Below are 20,552 nucleotides of genomic sequence, written 5' to 3'. Positions count from 1 at the left end.
CTGGTTGCCGGGTTTTTGTATGATAAGACTGATTATTGAATCATTGAAAGGGGCAAGCCAAATGATCAACCGTCAACACATTCAATTATCGTTACAGTCATTAAGCTTGGTGGCAGGGTTTATGGTTTGGGTGCTGATTTCATCACTCATTTCCCAAATCACATTAGATATTCATTTAAGCAAGGGTGAGATTTCTTTGGTGACGGCGATTCCTGTGATCCTCGGGTCGCTTCTCCGCATTCCTTTAGGGTATTTAACGAACAGGTTTGGCGCGCGGCTGATGTTTATGATCAGCTTCATCCTGCTTTTATTTCCTGTATTTTGGATCAGTATCGCGGATTCTCTGTTTGATTTAATCGCGGGAGGCTTTTTCTTAGGGATCGGGGGAGCGGTGTTTTCCATTGGAGTGACCTCCCTCCCGAAATATTATCCGAAAGAAAAGCACGGTGTCGTCAATGGGATTTACGGTGCAGGAAATATCGGGACAGCCGTTACGACATTTGCAGCGCCGGTTATCGCTCAAGCCGTCGGGTGGAAATCAACCGTGCAGCTGTATCTGGTTTTGCTGGCTGTCTTTGCCTTACTGCACGTTTTGTTTGGCGACAGGCATGAGAAGAAAGTCAAAGTTTCTGTTAAGACTCAAATCAAAGCCGTTTACCGAAATCATGTGCTGTGGTTTCTGAGCCTGTTTTATTTTATTACGTTTGGCGCTTTTGTCGCCTTCACTATCTATCTGCCGAACTTTCTGGTGGAGCATTTTGGGCTGAATCCTGCAGATGCCGGCTTGCGGACGGCTGGCTTTATTGCGGTTTCTACGCTGCTCAGGCCTGCGGGCGGATTCCTGGCTGATAAAATGAGCCCGCTTCGCATCTTGATGTTTGTTTTTGCCGGGCTTACATTATCAGGCATTATCCTATCGTTCTCGCCGACAATCGGGCTTTATACGTTTGGATCATTAACCGTGGCCGTCTGCTCAGGCATAGGAAACGGGACTGTTTTTAAACTTGTGCCTTTCTATTTTTCGAAGCAAGCGGGGATTGCCAATGGGATTGTGTCTGCCATGGGCGGATTAGGCGGCTTTTTTCCTCCGCTCATATTGGCGAGTGTATTTCAGGCAACAGGCCAGTACGCGATCGGGTTTATGGCGCTTTCAGAGGTGGCGTTAGCCAGCTTTGTCCTTGTCATATGGATGTATTGGCAGGAAAGAATGAAAACACACACGGAGAGAAACAGCCAGAGCATCAACTAACACTGGGCATTCACAAGATTGTTAGTTTTTTCTCGATGGGTACAAATCAATTCACGTTACAATAAACACACAACGTGACTTTCTTCGAGGTGAGCTCATGAATTTTCTCTCTGTTCGACCATCTGATAGTGATCTTATATCCAGCGATCTGCATGAATTGCTGGAATCGATCAGCACGAAAAGAAAAATGGAAAAACACACGTATTTGTTTCGGGAAGGAATGGATGCAGAAGAGCTTTATCTGATTCAATCAGGACTCATTGAAATCGGCAAGCTGACATCTGACGGAAAAGACCTGACGCTTAGAATCTGCCAAAAGCATGATATCGTCGGAGAATTAACACTTTTCACTGAAGAACCGAGGTATATGCTCAGTGCAAAAGTGCTAGAGGATGGCGAGGTGCTCGTCATTAATAAAAATAAGCTGGAAAAAGAATTAATCCAAAACGGCGCTTTGACATTTGAGTTCATGAAATGGATGAGCACGCACCTCCGGAAGATTCAGTCCAAAATCAGGGATCTGCTTCTTCATGGCAAAAAGGGGGCGCTCTATTCCACCCTTATCCGTTTATCAAACAGCTACGGAGTGGAGCGAAGCGACGGCATTCTGATTAACATTGTCCTGACAAATCAGGATTTGGCAAAGTTTTGCGCGGCTGCACGGGAAAGCGTCAATCGTATGCTCGGAGATCTCCGCAAAAAAGGGGTTATTTCGATAGACGAATCCGGAAAAATTATTTTGCACAAGCGGGACTATTTACGATGTGAGATTGAGTGTGAAAATTGCCCGCTGGAGATTTGCAATATTGACTGAAAAAAACAAGGACAGCGGTGTCCTTGTTTTTTTCACCTTGTGATAAACAGGCACATGACGGCAAGAAAGAAGCAGGCATTCACGATTTCCAGAATGCCAATCGTTTTTACGGGCCAATCCCTTCCATGAAAAAACCATGCCCGCAAGCTGCTCGGGATAAAAGCGAGAAACGCCCATCCTGCTCCGAAAAGAGCGGATAAAAAGGGGAGCAGCAGGTGATATCCCCATGACCAGTATGCAAATGCCCTGTTTTTTCTTTCACGAATCACCGATTTCACATAAAAGGAACTCCCGATAAAAAATAAAGCAGACTGCAAGAAAATAAACCAAGCCCAGCCGTCGAGGGTTCCCATCCCCAGCCAGCAGCTCGCAAACCCGCCCGAACAAAAGAACAAGACACCTGCAACATCATTCGATAGGGCCCGTTCGTTTTTTCGGCGGGCAAAATACATATGTATGAAAAACAGCGGCAGTAAAGAAACGCCCACCCAGATGAGAGGCGGCTTATGAAAGACCGAGATCATCAAAAAGCAGCAGGCGGGAAAACCGTAATAACACATCCACTTTTGATATGGTTTGCTTTGTTTCTTTTTTAAGGCAAGCGTAACGGGATAAACCGCTAAGTATAGGAAAAGCCAACCAAGGAAGAGCGGAATATGCCAAATAACGGGGCCTCCCTTGACCATGCCGAGTAAAAATGGGATCAGCAGCATCGCCCACGCGCCGTGCTGCTTCGGAATCAGCGCCTTCATCGAAATCCTCCTTTTTTCTTTCATTATAAATGCAGTCACCCTCCTGATAAGTGACATTCATCATACAGGCTGTGAAATACATCACTGCTGTACAGGCTCGATCGAGCTACACTAAAGCTATCCTTAGCACAGGAGGTTTTCCTATGAATCAGTGTGACTATTTATTATTTCTGAAACAACTTCCTATGTTTAATGAAGTGCCTCTATCCATTGTCGAAACCTTGCTGAAAAACGGCACGTTTATCCGCGGCTCATGTGATCAGTCTCCATCTTTTCTTCATTCTCAATCTGTTTATATTGTATTAAAAGGCAGTGTCCGTTTCATGGACAGCAGGCTCCCTGAAGGGTCGAAAACCGTTGCGCTGTGGGAAAAAGGCGATGTGTTTCCGATTGATGAAAAAGGCGGGCTTTATTTATCGCCCTTTATCTCAGTCAATGCCACTTCAGACATTCTGATTCTCAACATCCCATATTACATATTTAAGAAAATGATGTCTTATCATCCGCAGCTGCAAATGAACTTTTTGGCTATGCTTCAGCAAAATGTTTTTTGTTCCTATCAATTATTTTTGCGGTATCTGCATACATCACAGGATGAAAACGCTGAGTCCGGTTCTTAAATAGAGCCGGTTTTTTTGATCTTTGAATGAAAGGCGGCTAATGACCCAAGTGTCCTCCTGAACGCAGCCTTCCTCACATCCTGTGAAAATCCTTCCTTCTCCTTTGTGTGAACGTTTTGTGAAAAAAGCAGAGTGTGTGACATAGTTCACAAGGAAACACGCTGTCTCTGTTTATAGTGAACTTAGCATCACCTGACTCGGAAGGAGTGAACTCTCATGAAGAAAAAGAAAATGAGTCCGTTGTTTAGGAGATTGAATTATTTCTCTCCTATCGAACACCATTCAAATAAACATAGCCAAACCACCCGCGAAGATCGCGATTGGGAGAATGTATACAGAAACAGATGGCAGTACGACAAAGTCGTTCGCTCCACCCACGGCGTCAACTGCACGGGTTCCTGCAGCTGGAATATTTATGTGAAAAATGGAATTGTCACATGGGAAGGACAAAACTTGAATTATCCTTCAACAGGCCCGGATATGCCTGATTTCGAACCGAGAGGCTGTCCGCGGGGGGCCAGTTTTTCATGGTATATCTACAGCCCGCTCCGTGTGAAATATCCATACGTGCGCGGTGTGCTGATCAATTTGTGGCGGGAAGCACTGCAAGAACATCAAAATCCATTGGAAGCCTGGAAATCGATCGTCGAAAACCCTGAAAAAGCGAAGTCCTATAAACAGGCGAGAGGGAAAGGCGGTTTTGTGCGCGCTGAATGGCCGGAGGTGCTGAAGCTGATTTCAGCCTCTCTGCTGTATACAGTGATGAAATACGGGCCTGACCGAAACGTCGGTTTTTCTCCGATTCCGGCCATGTCCATGATCAGCCATGCATCAGGCTCTCGGTTTATGTCGTTAATCGGAGGCCCTATGCTCAGTTTTTATGACTGGTATGCGGATCTTCCTCCGGCATCCCCGCAAATTTGGGGTGACCAGACGGACGTTCCGGAAAGCAGTGATTGGTACAATTCCGGCTATATCATCACATGGGGCTCCAACGTTCCGTTAACGAGAACGCCTGACGCGCATTTTTTGGCGGAGGCCCGCTATAAAGGCGCTAAGGTCATTTCGATCAGTCCGGATTTTGCGGAATCCTCAAAGTTCGCGGATGACTGGCTGAGTATTCGCCAAGGGACTGACGGGGCGCTTGCGATGGCGATGGGTCATGTCATTCTGCAGGAATTTTACGTGAACCAAGAAACTGAACGTTTTATTGAGTACGCGAAGCAATACACTGATTTTCCATTTCTCGTCACCCTGTCAAAAGAAAATGGCGTATACACAGCGGGACGGTTTCTGCATGCGAAGGACATCGGGCGGCAGACAAAGCATGATCAGTGGAAGCCTGCGGTTTGGGATGAACAAACAAGTTCATTTGCCATACCCCAAGGGACAATGGGATCGCGCTGGGACGGGCAGCAGAAATGGAACCTGCACATGATTGATGAAGAAACCGGGGAACCGATTGAACCCCGTCTCTCTGTGCTGGGAATAGAGGACGAAATCGGCACGGTGCGCATCCCGTATTTTTCAAATGACGGAAACAAAGTGCTCGAGCGGGATCTTCCTATTAAAAAAATGAACCTGAACGGTGAAGAAACGTACATCACGACCGTGTTTGACTTGATACTGGCTAACTACGGCGTGAACCGGGGCATCGGTAAACGATCGGCTGTCTCCTATGATGATCCTGAGCCGTTTACGCCTGCCTGGCAGGAACAAATGACAGGAATCAAAAAAGAAGCTGTCGTTAAGATTGCCAGAGAGTTTGCCCAAAATGCGATCGATACAGACGGCCGGTCCATGATTATCGTAGGGGCCGGCATTAACCACTGGTTCAACTCCGACACGATCTACCGAGCGGTGTTAAATCTTGTTTTACTTGTAGGCGCCCAAGGCGTAAACGGCGGAGGCTGGGCCCATTACGTGGGGCAGGAAAAGCTCCGACCTGCTGAAGGGTGGCAGACGATTGCAACTGCAAAGGACTGGGAGGGCGTGCCCAAGCTGCAAAACGGCACCTCATTTTTCTACTTTGCGACAGATCAGTGGCGTTATGAGGACCAGCCGATCAGTGATTTGGCATCACCGATTGCTTCTTCATCCCGCTACAAGCACCACGCTGATTACAATGTGCTGGCCGCGCGGCTGGGGTGGCTTCCGTCTTACCCGACTTTCAATCAAAATGGCATCGATCTGTATAAAGAAGCTGAAAAAGCAGGGGCAGCAACACCCGAAGACGTAGGTGCGTACGTGGCCTCACAGCTCCAAGAGAAAAAACTGAAATTCGCGATTGAAGATCCTGATAATGAAGTGAATTTCCCAAGAAATCTCTTCGTATGGCGGGCAAATCTGATCTCAAGCTCAGGAAAAGGGCATGAATATTTTCTCAAGCATTTGCTGGGGACGACGAACGGTTTAATGAATGACGATAGCGACAGCATCCGCCCTGAAGAAATCAAATGGCGGGAGCAGGCGCCGGAAGGAAAGCTCGACTTGTTAATCAATCTTGACTTCCGAATGGCCGGTACGGCGCTGTATTCCGATATCGTGCTGCCGGCGGCGACATGGTATGAAAAACACGATCTCAGCAGCACAGATATGCATCCGTTCATTCATCCATTTGCTCCTGCGATCTCGGCTCCGTGGGAATCGAAGTCAGACTGGGATATTTTCAAGGCGCTGTCAAAAGCCGTTTCCGATCTGGCAGAAGAAGTCGATATGGAGCCGGTGAAAGAAGTGGTTGCGACGCCGCTCCTCCATGACACCATGCAGGAATTGGCCCAGCCATTCGGCAAAATCAATGACTGGAGCAAAGGCGAATGTGAAGCCATTCCGGGAAAAACGATGCCGAACATCCAAGTCGTTGAACGGGATTACAAACACATTTTTCATAAAATGACTGCACTTGGTCCGAACGTTGCTTTAAAGCCGAGCGGAACAAAAGGGATGAGCTGGTCAATAGCCGATGAATATGAATTACTCAAACAGAGATTGGGAGAAATCACCTCGGACAGTGTCGCAAAGGGTTGTCCAAATATAAGTGAAGCAAAGCAGGCAGCAGAAGCGATTTTAACCCTATCATCCACTTCGAATGGAAAGGTCGCAGTAAAAGCATGGGAATCACTTGAAAACATCACGAACCTGAAGCTGAAAGACCTGGCGGAAGAACGCGAGGAAGAATGCTTTACGTTCGAACAAATTACAGCCCAGCCGAAAACGGTGATCACGTCTCCAGCGTTTTCCGGCTCTGAAAAAGGAGGGCGCAGGTATTCGCCGTTTACAACGAATGTTGAAAAATTAATTCCGTGGCGGACGCTGACAGGCAGACAATCCTATTATGTCGATCATGAACTGATGATGGAATTCGGTGAAACGATGGCGACATTCAAACCGATCCTCCAGCATCGCCCGTTTCTGAGCAAGCGGCCTGATCAAGAGGGAAAAGAAATCGTCCTCAATTATTTGACGCCGCATAATAAATGGTCTGTCCACAGCATGTATTTTGATTCTCTGCCGATGCTGACGCTGTTCCGCGGCGGGCCGACCGTGTGGATGAATAAAGATGATGCAGAGGACACGGATATCAAAGACAACGATTGGATTGAATGCTTTAACCGAAACGGTGTTGTCGTCGCGAGAGCCGTTTTGTCTCATCGGATTCCTAAAGGAATGGCGTTTATGCACCATGCCCAAGACCGCCACATCAACGTGCCCGGCACAAAGCTGACGAATAACCGCGGAGGCACCCATAACAGCCCGACAAGGATACACGTCAAGCCGACCCAGATGATCGGGGGCTATGCCCAGCTCAGCTACGGCTTTAATTATTACGGTCCAACGGGGAATCAGCGCGATCTGAATGTCGTCATCCGCAAGCTGAAGGAGGTCGATTGGCTTGAAGATTAAAGCGCAAATCGGTATGGTCATGAACTTGGATAAATGCATCGGCTGCCACACGTGCAGCGTCACCTGCAAAAACACGTGGACAAACCGTTCCGGTGCGGAATATATGTACTTCAATAATGTAGAAACAAAGCCGGGCATCGGCTACCCGAAGCAATGGGAGGACCAGGACAAATATAAAGGCGGCTGGACATTGAAAAAAGGAAAGCTCGAGCTGAAATCGGGCTCGAAAACCAATCGGCTTGCAGGCCTTTTCTATAATCCGAATCAGCCGTCGATTGATGATTACTATGAGCCCTGGAACTATGATTATGAAACATTAACGAACAGCCCGCAGAAAAAACACCAGCCGGTAGCACGCCCGAAATCGTCCTTGACGGGGGATTTCATGAATATCGAATGGGGACCGAACTGGGAGGATGATCTCGCGGGCGGCCACATAACGGGACTTGAAGATCCCAACGTACAAAAGATGGAGGAATCGATCAAAACAGAATTCGATGAGGTCTTTATGATGTATTTGCCCCGTATTTGCGAGCACTGCATCAACCCGGCGTGCGTCTCATCCTGTCCATCCGGCGCCATGTACAAACGCGAGGAGGACGGCATTGTGCTTGTGGATCAAAACGCATGCCGTTCATGGAGATATTGCGTCTCATCCTGTCCTTATAAAAAAGTCTATTTTAACTGGCAAACGAACAAAGCGGAAAAATGCACACTCTGCTTTCCGCGTTTGGAGGCGGGACTGCCGACCATCTGCTCTGAGACGTGTGTTGGCAGAATCCGCTACCTCGGCGTCATGCTGTATGACGCGGACAAAGTGGAGGAAGCGGCATCGGTTGAAAACGAAAAGGATCTTTACCATTCCCAATTGGACATTTTTCTTGATCCAAATGATCCTGAGGTTGCCAAACTGGCAAAAGAACAAGGCATTCCGGCTGAATGGATAGAGGCTGCGCAGCAATCGCCGATCTATAAAATGATCATTGACTGGAAGATTGCGCTGCCGCTTCATCCAGAGTACCGCACGCTGCCAATGGTGTGGTACATTCCGCCGCTCAGTCCGATTATGAATCTCTTTGAAGGAAAAGGCAGCCGGCAATCCGCAGAAGATATTTTTCCGGCTATCGACCAAATGAGAATCCCGATTGATTATTTGGCGCAGCTGTTAACAGCCGGTGATACGGATCATATTCGGTCAACGTTAAAGAAAATGTCTGTCATGCGCCAGTATATGAGAGCGATCCAGACGAATAAATCAATCGACCCGGAACTGATCTCCAGTGTCGGCTTAACAGAACAGCAAATTGAAGATATGTATCGGCTGCTTGCGATTGCCAAATATGATGACCGCTTTGTGATACCGAGCAGTCATCGAGAAGAAGTTTCAGATTTATATGCTGAACAAGGGAGCTGCGGCTTATCATTTTCAGGCGGCCCCGGCTCCTGTTTCTAACTTTTGATAAATGAGGTGTAACAAGATGAACACCACAGACCGGCAAATGACGTTCTCCGCTCTTTCCTCTCTTCTCTCTTATCCGGATGAAGAGTGGAGAGCTGAGATTCCCGATTGGAAGGCTCTTATCCATGAAATCAGCAACCGGCAAATCCGGGAGAAGCTGCTGCACTTTTTCGAGGCGTCAGCTAGCTTTTCACCGGAAGCGCTGATTGAACACTATGTCTATACATTCGACTTTGGGAAAAAAACAAATATGTATGTCACCTACTTTAACTCGGGCGAGCAAAGGGAACGCGGCGTTGAATTGCTGCATTTAAAAAACACATACGAGCAATCCGGTTTCCTGCCGACAGAGAAAGAGCTGCCTGATTATCTGCCGCTGATGCTGGAATTTGCTGCGGCTGCAGAAATTGAAGCAGCGAGAAGCGTGTTTGAGAAATATCTGTCCAATGTGAGGGAGCTGGCATCCCGTCTCGAAAAAAATGATAGTATATACGCTGAACTGCTGCACGTGCTGCTGTCCGCGCTTGAAAACATCGGCGTACGTGAAAGCGTTGAAGGGGCTGTTCAGGCATGAGCGGGCAGATCCTCTGGGGTATTATGCCATACATTGTATTGACAATCTTTATCGGCGGGCATATTTACCGCTACCAGCATGACCAATTTGGCTGGACGGCGAAATCAAGCGAGCTGTTAGAAAAGAAAAAACTCGCCGCGGGCAGCACACTTTTTCACTGGGGACTGCTGTGCGTTGTCGGCGGGCATGTCATGGGGATTCTGATCCCGGAAGGCGTGTATGCTTCCCTTGGCATTTCAGAGCATATGTATCACAAAATGGCGATTAGCGCTGGCTTGCCGGCGGGCATTGCGGCATGTACCGGACTTGTCATCCTGACGTACAGAAGGCTGTTTGACAAAAGGATCCGCAAAACGAGCTCGCCATCCGATATCCTTACGCTCCTCCTGCTGCTGTTCATGATGCTGTCAGGCGTTGCGGCCACGTTTCTCAACATTGATTCGAAAGGATTTGATTACCGGACCACAGTCGGGCCCTGGTTCAGGGAAATCGCTTTGTTCCGGCCTGACCCCTCGTTGATGGAGAGTGTCCCGCTATGGTTTAAGTTTCATATTGTGATAGGATACGTCGTTTTTATCCTGTGGCCGTTTACGAGATTGGTTCATGTGTTCAGTCTGCCGCTCAAGTATCTGACCCGCAGCTACGTTGTATATCGAAAACGCTCGTGAAAATCCCCCTTGCAAGAGGGGGATTTTTTTATCTTGATGAAAACATAAGATATCTTCTGCCAAGGTAATGGCTGGGCGGCCGGGAATCCTGTTGTGTTTGTATTTGGAAATAACATCAAGAATGAAACGGATTTTACTCATTTTAAACCGGGGAACAGCCAGATTATGACTCAGCCTGACTAACTTGTTTCATTCCTTTCTTTCTGATCAATATCCCGTTTTATATATTTTCTCTCATCAGAATGGGTATCAAATTCACTCTATCCACCGTATTTGCAGTCACAGCGCCGCCTCTTTTTCGGCGCTTGCCGGAGTGCTGAGCGGGTTCGGCCTGCCGCTCATGTTGTCACTCGGCGTTGCCAATAGTCTTGCTTTATTTCTGCAGAAACGATGCGGATGAATTCCGTGACAGTTAGTTTTCTCTAAACTTCTCCTCCTTGGCGGAGAGGTTTTTTACTTACAAGGTTTATCGATTAGAAAAAAGAGGTAATACAGAGGTAATTGAATCAGATTGGAGAGAATCAGGATGCTGAAAAGGAGACTGGAATTTTTCTTTTTATATATGATGCTCATCGGGGCATATGTCATTTGGTTTTTTCCGGTTTCCAGGCTTGAGTTTTACGGAGGATTGCTTTGCTATATAAGCATTATTTTGTTCAGCATCTATTCATTAATTCTTGAAAACCGCACCTCGCAGCACACGCTGCTATGGATCCATATTCTTGTCTTTTTTCCAATCGTCGGCTACGTGTTTTATCTGTTTTCGGGACAGCTTTATGTAAAGGGAAAGCTATTTAAGACAAAACGAATGTACAACAGGGAAAAGCTCAGGAAGCTGTTTGACAAGGAGGAAACGCCCGAAGTGACAGGGCTTAAGGACAACCAAGAGAGGTTCTTTACATATTCCATCAGGGCTGCCCATATGAATATCAATACGAAAAGCAACATCAAAGTGCTGAAAAACGGCGAAGAAACCTTCCCGGACATTTTCAAAGCAATGAGAAAAGCGGAATCTTACATACATATTGAATACTACATGTTTAAATCAGACATGCTCGGACGCGGCATGATGGACATTATGATGGAGAAAGCGCGCCAGGGTGTCGAGGTGAGGTTTTTATACGATGCGGCAGGAAGCATTAAACTGGCAAGAAGAGATATTATGAGAATGAAACAAGCGGGGGTGGACATCGTACCGTTTTCTCCGCTGAAATACGGGTTTTTCAACCAGAAGCTGAATTTCAGAAATCACCGGAAAATCGTGATCATCGATGGGAAAACCGGTTTTGTGGGCGGATTAAATGTTGGGAAGGAATATATCAGCAGAGATCCGTACATCGGATTTTGGAGAGATACACACCTGCGGCTTGAGGGGGAAATTGTGCAAACGCTCCACGCTATCTTTATGCTGGATTGGGAATACGTCTCCAATGAAGTGCTAATTGATCAAGAGGAGTACAATACCCCGGTTCCCGTGGAAGGAGGAGGCATTTATCAAATTGTCGCGACAGGCCCTGACATGAAGGAAAGCATGAGCGACCTTTATTATGAAATGATTTCTTCAGCGCAGAAATCAATATGGATCGCCACGCCCTATTTTGTCCCCAATGAATCCATTCGCACGGCGCTAAAAGCAGCGGCGACAAAGGGGGTAGAGGTAAGGGTTATGGTGCCGGAGAAGAACGACAGCTTTTTGACCCAATACGCTTCGAGATCCTATTTCCCGGAGCTGCTCCTTGAGGGCATTGAAGTGTACTCCTACCAAAAAGGCTTCATGCATCAAAAAGTCATGATCATTGATGGCGATCTCGCCTCCGTCGGTACCGCGAATATGGACATGCGCAGCTTTCAGCTCAACTTTGAAGTGAATGTGTTCTTCACGGATGCCGAAGCGATCCGAACCCTTGAGGCCCATTTTGAAGAGGATATGCAGGAAAGTGAAAAGCTCAGCCCTGTCGGCTTTTATAAAAGAGGCGTGGCTGACCGGACAAAAGAGTCGTTTGCCCGCCTGTTTTCAGGTGTTCTGTAAGAAAAAAGAAATCTGATCTTTCAAAACAGCCCGTGTATAGTATAATTGAGAAATATTATCAGTTATTTATACATTGGGGGAAGATAGGGTGCTGCGGCAATTTTTTTCATATTATAAACCATATAAAACGTTGTTTTTTCTCGACTTTTTCTCAGCGATCGCGGGAGGTTTAATGGAGCTGAGTTTTCCTTTGATCGTCAATTATTTTATTGATACCTTGCTGCCGGGCAGGGACTGGGGGCTGATCATCGCGACCTCAATCGGCTTATTTGCGGTGTATGCGCTTAGCTCGGCTCTTCAGTATATCGTGACCTACTGGGGACACATGCTTGGTATCAATATTGAGACTGATATGAGAAAGTCGCTTTTTGACCATTTGCAAAAGCTCTCGTTCAAATTTTACGACAACAACAAGACGGGAACGCTGATGTCGAAGCTCACGAACGATTTAATGTATATCGGTGAAGTCGCCCATCATGGTCCGGAAGACTTATTTATTGCAGTCATGACCATTCTCGGGGCGTTCGGAGTGATGCTGTTTATTAACTGGCAGCTTGCTTTATTAACGTTTATCATTATGCCGATCGTCATTTGGCTAGCGCTTTATTTCAACAAAAAAATGACCAAAGCATTTACCACGCTGAACAAGGATATCGGAGACTTCAGCGCGCGTGTAGAAAATAACATCGGCGGCATCCGGCTTGTGCAGGCGTTCGGAAATGAAGCGTTTGAAAAAGAACGTTTCGCCGTCAATAACCAGCGTTTCCGTGCCACAAAGCTTTCTTCCTACAAAATCATGGCGAAAAACGGTTCAATCAGCTATATGCTGACCCGGTTTGTCACGCTGTTTGTCCTTTTGTGCGGGACGTGGTTTGTCATTCGCGGCTCCTTATCGTACGGGGAATTCGTGGCGTTTGTGCTCCTGACAAATGTGCTGTTCAGGCCTATTGACAAAATTAATGCCATTATCGAAATGTATCCGAGGGGGATCGCGGGTTTCAAAAGCTATATGGAGCTCATGGAGACGGAGCCGGACATTCAGGATTCACCTGATGCGAAAGATGTTTCCGGCCTGAAGGGCAATATCCGCTATAAACATGTTTCGTTTGGCTATGATGGCCATCACAATGTCCTCAATGACATCAACCTATCCATTCAAGCGGGGGAAACGGTGGCGTTCGTCGGTCCGTCAGGTGCGGGAAAATCAACGCTTTGCAGTCTGCTTCCGCGTTTTTATGAAGCATCGGAGGGCTACATTACGATTGACGGGATCAGTATAAAAGACATGACGCTTTCTTCGTTGCGCGGGCAGATTGGCGTCGTGCAGCAGGACGTTTTCTTATTCTCGGGCACGCTTAGAGAAAATATCGCCTACGGCCGACTAGGCGCATCAGAAGAAGACATTTGGCAAGCTGTGAAGCAGGCGCATCTGGAAGAGCTCGTCCATAACATGCCCGATGGGTTGGATACTATGATTGGCGAACGCGGCGTGAAGCTTTCCGGCGGGCAAAAACAGCGTCTGTCAATTGCAAGGATGTTCTTGAAAAATCCGTCGATCTTGATTCTCGACGAAGCCACCTCAGCCCTTGATACAGAGACGGAAGCGGCGATCCAAAAGGCGCTTCAAGAGTTGTCTGAGGGGCGCACGACGCTTGTCATCGCCCACAGGCTGGCGACGATCAAAGACGCGGACAGAATTGTAGTCGTCACAAACAACGGTATTGAAGAACAAGGCCGTCATCAAGACCTGATCGAAGCCGGAGGCCTATACAGCAGGCTGCATCAAGCGCAATTCGGGCAAATTGTGCAGCGATAGGAGGAGAACATGGAAAGAAAAACTGTGCTGTACATTGCTGTTTCATTGGACGGGATGATCGCAAAAGAAGATGGAAGCATCGATTGGCTGGATGAATTTGAAGGTGAAGGTGACAACGGCTACAGTGATTTTTATCAGACTGTTGATACAGTCATTCTAGGGCGGAGCACATATGAGCACGTTAAAGTGCTAACACCGGTTTTCCCGTATCAGGATAAAACCTGCTATGTTTTTACAGGATCGCCCGACAGTTATCAAGATGAACATGTGACGTTTATCAATGAGGGAGCCAGAGCCTTCACTGCCCGTTTGAAACAGGAAAAAGGCTCAAACATCTGGATAGCTGGCGGGGCAGAGCTTGTGAATGACTTTATGAAAGAAGATGCCATCGACGAATTCATCATCACTGTTATTCCCGTCGTTTTAGGAAGCGGCATCCCGCTGTTTCACGAACTAACAAATGAAACAAAACTGCGGTTAAAAGGGACAAAACAATTTGGACAAGCGGTTCAGCTCCATTATGTAAGAGCATAAGAAAAAGGATAGACAGATGTCTATCCTTTTTTGTATGTAAGTTAGAGCGCTTCTCTCTCAGCAGGCTCGATGAGATTTTGGAATTTTTCAATGAGCTGTGATGCTTTTGTTCCTTCAACTACGATCAGATATTCCTTTTCATTATGAGCCATGCGGAATGTTTCAAGCTCAATTAAGCTTTTGATTTTGCACATCGTTTTCTTTGAATAAATATAAACCTCGTGGCTTCCGGAATGGCACATTTTATAAAGATGAATCAAATTTCTTAAAGTAAAGGCCTGTGCAGCTACTTTCAGAGACTTGATATTTTTCATGATCTTTCTCCTCCATCGATTGTTGTCTTATATAGCCTAAGTTCCCAAAGCGGACAAGTAGTAAACCTATTTTTGCACATTTATGATTTCCATTGCAGCGCACCGCCCCCGAGGCGTTTGACACCGCGGATGGAGCTTAATTCATCCATCAAGCGGAGAAGCGCCTTGTCTTTCTGCTTTGCTTCAATCATGAAATCAATATTAGTTCCCCATTGCCTAAAGCGTTCCAACAGCGGCAGCAAAAAGTTAGCATCAACATAATCGGCATGGCTGCGTATCGCTTGCTCCGATTTTGGGGAAGACAAGTGAACCTTTGGCTGAAGGCCGATCCGCTCCCACGTTTTGATCATGCGGGGCAGTGCTTCATTCAGGTCGGCGTGATCGTCTGGATTGGCATAAAAATGATGAAAGTCAAAGACAAACGGAACATCCTCCTGCTCACAGACCTGAAGCGTTTCTTCCGTTGTATATGTTTTATCATCATTTTCAAGTGTCATCCGCTCTTTGATCTCCTGCGGCAGCTGTTTTATATTTTGATGAAATTGTGCAGTGGCGGTGTCTTTATTTCCGTAAGCGCCGCCAATATGAATGTTGATAACGGAGCGATCAACAATGCCCATGGCCTCAAGCATGCGGTAGTGATACGCCATATCGGTTACCGCATTTTTTGTGACGGATTCCTTCGGGCTCGTAAACAGAGTGAATTGATTTGGATGAAAGCTTGTTCGCAGTTGATGTGTTTTAACAAGCTCTCCAATCTCCCGAAACTCTTTTTGAAACGGTGTTACAAAATCCCACATCACGTCGGGATGCGTAGCCAGCGGCACAATCGAACTGGAGAAACGGTACAAAGGAATGCCGTGGCCGATGATATAGTGAAGGGTTCTCATCGTATTGCGCAAATTGGCTTTTGTCACAGTCAGAAGCGCTTCTTTTCTTTCAGTCTTTGAAAGCTTTGAATAACGCGCGAATGTCAATGTTTTAGCGGGAGACGCATCCCAAAGGCTCATCGCATTTGAAACGAACCCGAATCTGAAAATCATAGGAACTCTCCTTTATAAGAAATAAGATAATGCCCTGCCGAGCCATTCCGCCGGGCGCTGCCTGAATGTGCGCTTGCTGAAATCCTCCATGGTCAGCCGCTCCGACTTTTTCATATCCTCCTCAATCGTGGCATAGACTTCACTTGTAAACGCTTCGTCATCAATTTCGACATTCACCTCTTCATTTAAAAACAGGCTTCGTTTATCGAAGTTGGCTGTTCCGATAATGCTAAGATGGTCGTCTATGATGAGGGCTTTTACATGATAAAACCCTTGATAATAACGATAAATAAGACAGCCGGCATCCAAGAGCTCCGAATAATACGTAAAAGCTGCTTCTCGTACCAGCGGATGGTCTGATTTCATCGGTACAATGATTCTCACGGATACGCCGTTTTTTCTTGCGTTAATGAGGGCCTCTTGAAGCGGCTTTGATGGAATGTAATAAGGCGTGCAAACCGTAAGGCGATTCTTCGCTTGGGCAATATTGACCAAGTATTTGTTTTCAAGGGAATAACCGTCGGTCGCATATATCTTGTGAGAAATAGTCCCTTGCTGAAGCTTTGGCCAAACATCCGAACCCAGTTCGATTCCGGTATTTCGTTTTAGATCAGAAGCAAAAAGCGTTTGAAGATCATGTACGCCTTCTCCCATCATGCGCAGATGATAATCCTCCCAATTGCCGAACTTCGCCTTCTTTCCAAGATATTCTTCGGCGATATTAAACCCGCCGATATAACCGATTTTTCCGTCTATCACCGTAATCTTCCGGTGATTTCGTTTTTGCATGTGAAAAAAGAAAAAAGGAAAACGGGGACGATTCATCACATGGACATGGACGCCGGCATTTTTCATCGTCTGCAGCGCCGTTTTTTTAATTGCCCGGCAGCCCGCCCAATCCAGAAGCAAATAAACGGAGACGCCAGCTTGGGCTTTTGTTTTCAGCAAGGTATACATATTGTGGCTGACCTCATCATTTTTCATAATAAAAAACATCATGTGAACAGAAGAGGCGGCCTGGCGAATATCATTCATCATCCGCTCAACGAGATCAGCGCCGCAGTGGATCAATTCGATGTCACTCTTCTTTTTTGAAAAAACAGGCTCGTACGCCTTTTTTCTGTATCCGGCACGGCCCATGAAGATATCAAGCAGAATCAAGGCAAAGAAAATAACGACAATGATCATAATCACGATAAATACCTTCATACCGGCACTCCTTTCCGTAGTAAAGGTAGTGTGCCCGAACAGCAGGAATTTAATTATTGACTGAACACTCATTCATTATTTATCATAAAGATAATCTTATACAGATTCGGGGGTAGGGGATCGCGGTCTTTATCAGTAAAAAGGGGGAATTGGAATGAGCGGCTTTCTCATCGCAAATGCATTATTATTTCTGATTGTAACCGCTTACGCTGTCTATTTGTTTGTGTACTTGGTCAAAACGAGACTGGCCTACATCAAGCTCGGCCAGAAAGAACAATTTGATCAACGGTTCAAGGAACGGCTTCACGCCATATGGGTGAATGTATTCGGACAGAAAAAACTGCTCAAGGACAAGAAAAGCGGAATCATTCACGTCATGTTTTTCTACGGATTTATATTGGTTCAGTTCGGAGCAATTGACTTTATCATCAAAGGACTGGCTCCCGGCCGGAATCTGCCGCTTGGCCCGGTCTATCCCGCCTTCACCTTTTTTCAGGAAATTGTTACGTTTCTCATTTTAATTGCTGTTGGGTGGGCATTCTACAGACGTTATATCGAAAAGCTCGTGAGGCTGAAACGCGGTTTCAAAGCCGGACTCGTTCTCATTTTTATCGGAGGATTAATGCTGACCGTTCTGCTTGGGAACGGGATGAATCTGATTTGGCATGAGCATGGGCTTTCTTGGAGCGAGCCAATTGCCTCAGGTATTGCGTTTATGCTTAGCGGTGTCGGGAAAACAGGCGCGGCGGTGATTTTCTATATCGCATGGTGGATCCATCTCCTGTTCTTGCTTAGCTTTTTAGTGTACGTGCCTCAGTCGAAGCATGCCCATTTAATCGCCGGCCCGGCAAACGTCTTTTTCAATAGAATGGAATCTGCCGGAAAACTTGAAAAAATTGATTTTACCGACGAAACGAAAGAAAGCTACGGAGCGGGAAAAATTGAGGATTTCAGGCAGTCTCAGCTGCTTGATCTGTACGCGTGTGTCGAGTGCGGCCGCTGTACAAATATGTGTCCTGCAACAGGCACCGGAAAAATGCTTTCTCCCATGGACTTGATTTTGCGTCTCAGAGACCATCTCACGGAAAAAGGCGCTGCCGTCACCTCGCGCTCCCCATGGGTGCCCGCAGCAGCGTTTCGGCATACGAGAGGCAATCAGCTGGCTGCGGCGTCAGCGGGCAGCGGATCGCAGGAAGCCGCAGCGGCGCTTGATTACAATCCAAGCTTGATCGGCGATGTCATCACAGAGGAAGAAATTTGGGCATGCACCACTTGCCGGAACTGTGAGGATCAATGCCCGGTCATGAATGAGCACGTGGATAAAATCATCGATCTCCGCCGCTACCTCGTACTGACAGAAGGAAAAATGGACAGTGACGCCCAGCGCGCAATGACAAGTATTGAGCGGCAGGGGAATCCGTGGGGACTCAACCGCAAGGAACGTGAAAATTGGCGTGACGAGGCGCCGGATGCTGAGATTCCGACTGTAAAAGAAATGAAAAAAGAAGGAAAAGAATTTGAGTACCTTTTCTGGGTAGGCTCCATGGGGTCTTACGACAACAGAAGCCAGAAAATCGCAATTTCCTTTGCCAAGCTGCTCAATCACGCGGGCGTGTCCTTCGCGATCCTAGGCAATAAAGAAAAAAATTCAGGAGACACGCCGCGCCGCCTCGGAAATGAATTTTTGTTCCAAGAGCTGGCTGAGAAGAATATTTCTGAATTTGAAAAAAATGATGTCAAAAAAATCGTTACGATCGATCCCCATGCATACAATTTATTTAAAAATGAATATCCGGATTTCGGATTTGAAGGCGAGGTTTATCATCATACAGAAGTGCTGGCCGAGCTTGTGAAAAACGGAAAATTAAATCCGCAGCACCCGCTTCATGAGACGATTACCTTCCATGATTCGTGCTATTTGGGCCGGTACAATGAAGTCTATGATCCGCCGAGAGAGATTTTGAAAGCCATTCCGGGCGTGCAGCTTGTTGAAATGGAGAGAAACCGGGAAACCGGCATGTGTTGCGGAGCTGGCGGGGGATTAATGTGGATGGAGGAAGAAACAGGCAACAGGATTAACGTCGCCAGGACAGAGCAAGCGCTCGCAGTCAACCCATCGGTGATCAGTTCCGGCTGTCCGTACTGTCTCACAATGCTTGGGGACGGCACAAAGGCGAAGGAAGCCGAAGACCAAGTCAAAACGTACGACGTCGTCGAGCTTCTGGCTCAATCCGTTTTAGGCGCTGATCTGAAAATGGGGGAGAAGCAATGAATTTTTCATTATCAGAAGAACATGAGATGATACGAAAATTGGTGCGCGATTTTGCGAAGCATAAGGTGGCCCCGACAGCGGCAGAACGAGACGAACAAGAACGCTTCGATCGCGAGCTGTTTCGGGAAATGGCAAATCTGGGGCTGACGGGAATTCCGTGGCCTGAAGATTACGGCGGAATCGGAAGTGACTATTTAGCCTACGTCATCGCGGTGGAGGAGCTGTCAAAAGTGTGCGCCTCCACCGGTGTGACGCTTTCCGCCCATATCTCTCTTTGCAGCTGGCCGCTGTTTGCCTTTGGGACGGAGGAACAGAAGACAGAGTACTTAACACAGCTGGCCCTCGGAGAGAAAATCGGCGCATTCGCTTTGACTGAAGCAGGGTCTGGCTCTGACGCCGGCAGCATGAAAACAACTGCTGAACGAATCGGCGATGACTATGTGTTAAATGGTTCCAAAGTGTTTATCACAAACGGCGGCGTTGCTGATATTTACATTGTTTTTGCCGTCACCGATCCCGAGAAAAAGAAAAAAGGCATTACCGCTTTTATAGTAGAAAAGGATTTTGAAGGATTTTTTACAGGCAAGAAAGAAAAGAAGCTGGGCATCCGTTCTTCACCGACAACGGAAATCATGTTCGAAGATTGTATAGTGCCCGCATCAAAGCGTCTCGGAGAAGAAGGAGAAGGCTTCAAAATCGCGATGAAGACGCTTGACGGAGGAAGAAACGGCATAGCCGCACAAGCCGTGGGCATCGCCCAAGGAGCGCTTGATGCGGCGCTTCAATATGCAAAAGAGCGAAAGCAATTCGGAAAATCGATCGGCGAGCAGCAGGGCATTGCTTTTAAACTCGCGGATATGGCGACAATGATAGAAGCTTCAAGGCTATTGACCTATCAGGCTGCGTGGTTAGAATCATCAGGCCTTCCATATGGAAAAGCTTCCGCCATGTCCAAACTGATGGCTGGGGATACGGCGATGAAGGTGACGACCGAAGCCGTGCAGATTTTCGGCGGCTACGGCTATACAAAAGATTATCCGGTAGAACGCTATATGCGTGATGCAAAAATCACGCAAATCTATGAAGGCACTCAAGAAATTCAAAGACTGGTCATCTCCAGAATGCTCGCGGATTAACGGAAAACATCTCTCAGTCGGATCACTCTTGTAAAATTATTTAAATTAACGCTGTTAAGGGTAGCATATTCTGTTTTATTTTGTTTATAATGAGAGGTATGGTTTGTATAAGAACGATACAAAATCGCTTACATTATTGATAAAACAGATACATATAAGT

16 protein-coding genes and 1 pseudogene are annotated in these 20,552 nt (G+C 46.8%); 13 read left to right on the top strand and 4 right to left on the bottom strand.

The annotated features are described in order from the left end of the window. Window positions 1-61 precede the first annotated feature (61 nt). Together narK and fnr are read left to right on the top strand one after the other, a co-directional pair. Window positions 62-1,249, top strand: coding sequence for a nitrate transporter NarK (gene narK, locus AC0OMU_RS19920; protein ID WP_041518101.1), 1,188 nt, complete (start codon window positions 62-64; stop codon window positions 1,247-1,249). A gap of 97 nt (window positions 1,250-1,346) precedes the next feature. After that, window positions 1,347-2,063 carry a fumarate/nitrate reduction transcriptional regulator Fnr gene (gene fnr / locus AC0OMU_RS19915; RefSeq protein ID WP_003227573.1) on the top strand — a complete coding sequence of 239 codons (717 nt, stop codon included), beginning with the start codon at window positions 1,347-1,349 and terminating at the stop codon, window positions 2,061-2,063. Window positions 2,064-2,095: 32 nt separating this feature from the next. On the opposite strand, the gene AC0OMU_RS19910 is transcribed toward fnr, so the two are convergent. Beyond that, window positions 2,096-2,815 carry a YwiC-like family protein gene (locus AC0OMU_RS19910; protein ID WP_322839787.1) on the bottom strand — a complete coding sequence of 240 codons (720 nt, stop codon included), beginning with the start codon at window positions 2,813-2,815 and terminating at the stop codon, window positions 2,096-2,098. A gap of 143 nt (window positions 2,816-2,958) precedes the next feature. Between AC0OMU_RS19910 and arfM the strand changes: the two genes are divergently transcribed. The 9 genes and pseudogenes from arfM to AC0OMU_RS19865 all read left to right on the top strand — a co-directional run bounded on the left by arfM (window position 2,959) and on the right by AC0OMU_RS19865 (window position 14,418). Continuing rightward, window positions 2,959-3,435, top strand: coding sequence for a Crp/Fnr family transcriptional regulator ArfM (gene arfM / locus AC0OMU_RS19905; RefSeq protein WP_474241436.1), 477 nt, complete (start codon window positions 2,959-2,961; stop codon window positions 3,433-3,435). A 216-nt stretch (window positions 3,436-3,651) separates the two neighbouring features. Next, window positions 3,652-7,338 carry a nitrate reductase subunit alpha gene (locus tag AC0OMU_RS19900; RefSeq protein ID WP_474241435.1) on the top strand — a complete coding sequence of 1,229 codons (3,687 nt, stop codon included), beginning with the start codon at window positions 3,652-3,654 and terminating at the stop codon, window positions 7,336-7,338. Further along, window positions 7,328-8,791, top strand: coding sequence for a nitrate reductase subunit beta (narH, locus tag AC0OMU_RS19895; RefSeq protein ID WP_038427984.1), 1,464 nt, complete (start codon window positions 7,328-7,330; stop codon window positions 8,789-8,791). Before AC0OMU_RS19900 ends, narH begins: the two co-directional genes overlap by 11 nt. Before the next feature lie 25 nt (window positions 8,792-8,816). Beyond that, window positions 8,817-9,371, top strand: coding sequence for a nitrate reductase molybdenum cofactor assembly chaperone (narJ, locus tag AC0OMU_RS19890; protein WP_181220262.1), 555 nt, complete (start codon window positions 8,817-8,819; stop codon window positions 9,369-9,371). After that, window positions 9,368-10,039: a respiratory nitrate reductase subunit gamma gene (gene narI / locus AC0OMU_RS19885; RefSeq protein WP_063334817.1), complete on the top strand. Its 672-nt coding sequence runs from the start codon at window positions 9,368-9,370 to the stop codon at window positions 10,037-10,039. The genes narJ and narI overlap by 4 nt, the downstream gene beginning before the upstream one ends. 191 nt (window positions 10,040-10,230) lie before the next feature. After that, window positions 10,231-10,436 (top strand): annotated as a pseudogene (locus AC0OMU_RS19880) (YitT family protein); the annotation flags it as partial. Between the two features lie 129 nt (window positions 10,437-10,565). After that, window positions 10,566-12,068, top strand: coding sequence for a cardiolipin synthase (gene cls / locus AC0OMU_RS19875; RefSeq protein WP_063334816.1), 1,503 nt, complete (start codon window positions 10,566-10,568; stop codon window positions 12,066-12,068). 88 nt (window positions 12,069-12,156) lie between these two features. After that, a complete protein-coding gene (locus AC0OMU_RS19870; protein WP_047183341.1) occupies window positions 12,157-13,884 on the top strand; it encodes an ABC transporter ATP-binding protein in 1,728 nt (575 codons plus the stop codon). Between the two features lie 9 nt (window positions 13,885-13,893). Beyond that, the gene (locus tag AC0OMU_RS19865) at window positions 13,894-14,418 is read left to right on the top strand and encodes a dihydrofolate reductase family protein (protein WP_003227595.1); all 525 of its coding nucleotides are present in this window, start codon (window positions 13,894-13,896) and stop codon (window positions 14,416-14,418) included. A gap of 41 nt (window positions 14,419-14,459) precedes the next feature. Here AC0OMU_RS19865 and AC0OMU_RS19860 read toward each other — a convergent pair whose 3' ends face one another. From AC0OMU_RS19860 to cls (AC0OMU_RS19850), 3 genes are all read right to left on the bottom strand, one after another. Beyond that, complete coding sequence (locus AC0OMU_RS19860; protein ID WP_003227597.1) at window positions 14,460-14,732, bottom strand: hypothetical protein; 273 nt, start codon at window positions 14,730-14,732, stop codon at window positions 14,460-14,462. Between the two features lie 80 nt (window positions 14,733-14,812). Next, window positions 14,813-15,775 (bottom strand): UV DNA damage repair endonuclease UvsE, encoded by a 963-nt coding sequence (gene uvsE / locus AC0OMU_RS19855; RefSeq protein ID WP_474241434.1) that lies wholly within the window; start codon window positions 15,773-15,775, stop codon window positions 14,813-14,815. Window positions 15,776-15,787: 12 nt separating this feature from the next. Further along, complete coding sequence (gene cls / locus AC0OMU_RS19850; RefSeq protein ID WP_046340277.1) at window positions 15,788-16,984, bottom strand: cardiolipin synthase; 1,197 nt, start codon at window positions 16,982-16,984, stop codon at window positions 15,788-15,790. Between the two features lie 154 nt (window positions 16,985-17,138). On the opposite strand from cls (AC0OMU_RS19850), the gene AC0OMU_RS19845 reads away from it, so the two are divergent. Continuing rightward, complete coding sequence (locus AC0OMU_RS19845) at window positions 17,139-19,256, top strand: heterodisulfide reductase-related iron-sulfur binding cluster (protein WP_015384910.1); 2,118 nt, start codon at window positions 17,139-17,141, stop codon at window positions 19,254-19,256. Beyond that, window positions 19,253-20,392 (top strand): acyl-CoA dehydrogenase AcdA, encoded by a 1,140-nt coding sequence (gene acdA / locus AC0OMU_RS19840; protein ID WP_474241433.1) that lies wholly within the window; start codon window positions 19,253-19,255, stop codon window positions 20,390-20,392. Before AC0OMU_RS19845 ends, acdA begins: the two co-directional genes overlap by 4 nt. Window positions 20,393-20,552: the final 160 nt, after the last annotated feature.

The organism is Bacillus sp. FAU18 (assembly GCF_056033885.1).
Note: the sequence above shows the minus strand (reverse complement) of the source record. Positions and strands in the feature narration are given on the sequence as shown.

What these genes read in the sequence shown, in the direction of transcription:
- narK (WP_041518101.1), top strand. Translation starts at nt 62, where the DNA reads ATGATCAACCGTCAACACATTCAATTATCGTTACAGTCATTAAGCTTG.
- fnr (WP_003227573.1), top strand. Translation starts at nt 1,347, where the DNA reads ATGAATTTTCTCTCTGTTCGACCATCTGATAGTGATCTTATATCCAGC.
- AC0OMU_RS19910 (WP_322839787.1), bottom strand. Translation starts at nt 2,815, where the DNA reads ATGAAGGCGCTGATTCCGAAGCAGCACGGCGCGTGGGCGATGCTGCTG.
- arfM (WP_474241436.1), top strand. Translation starts at nt 2,959, where the DNA reads ATGAATCAGTGTGACTATTTATTATTTCTGAAACAACTTCCTATGTTT.
- AC0OMU_RS19900 (WP_474241435.1), top strand. Translation starts at nt 3,652, where the DNA reads ATGAAGAAAAAGAAAATGAGTCCGTTGTTTAGGAGATTGAATTATTTC.
- narJ (WP_181220262.1), top strand. Translation starts at nt 8,817, where the DNA reads ATGAACACCACAGACCGGCAAATGACGTTCTCCGCTCTTTCCTCTCTT.
- narI (WP_063334817.1), top strand. Translation starts at nt 9,368, where the DNA reads ATGAGCGGGCAGATCCTCTGGGGTATTATGCCATACATTGTATTGACA.
- cls (WP_063334816.1), top strand. Translation starts at nt 10,566, where the DNA reads ATGCTGAAAAGGAGACTGGAATTTTTCTTTTTATATATGATGCTCATC.
- AC0OMU_RS19865 (WP_003227595.1), top strand. Translation starts at nt 13,894, where the DNA reads ATGGAAAGAAAAACTGTGCTGTACATTGCTGTTTCATTGGACGGGATG.
- AC0OMU_RS19860 (WP_003227597.1), bottom strand. Translation starts at nt 14,732, where the DNA reads ATGAAAAATATCAAGTCTCTGAAAGTAGCTGCACAGGCCTTTACTTTA.
- uvsE (WP_474241434.1), bottom strand. Translation starts at nt 15,775, where the DNA reads ATGATTTTCAGATTCGGGTTCGTTTCAAATGCGATGAGCCTTTGGGAT.
- cls (WP_046340277.1), bottom strand. Translation starts at nt 16,984, where the DNA reads ATGAAGGTATTTATCGTGATTATGATCATTGTCGTTATTTTCTTTGCC.
- AC0OMU_RS19845 (WP_015384910.1), top strand. Translation starts at nt 17,139, where the DNA reads ATGAGCGGCTTTCTCATCGCAAATGCATTATTATTTCTGATTGTAACC.
- acdA (WP_474241433.1), top strand. Translation starts at nt 19,253, where the DNA reads ATGAATTTTTCATTATCAGAAGAACATGAGATGATACGAAAATTGGTG.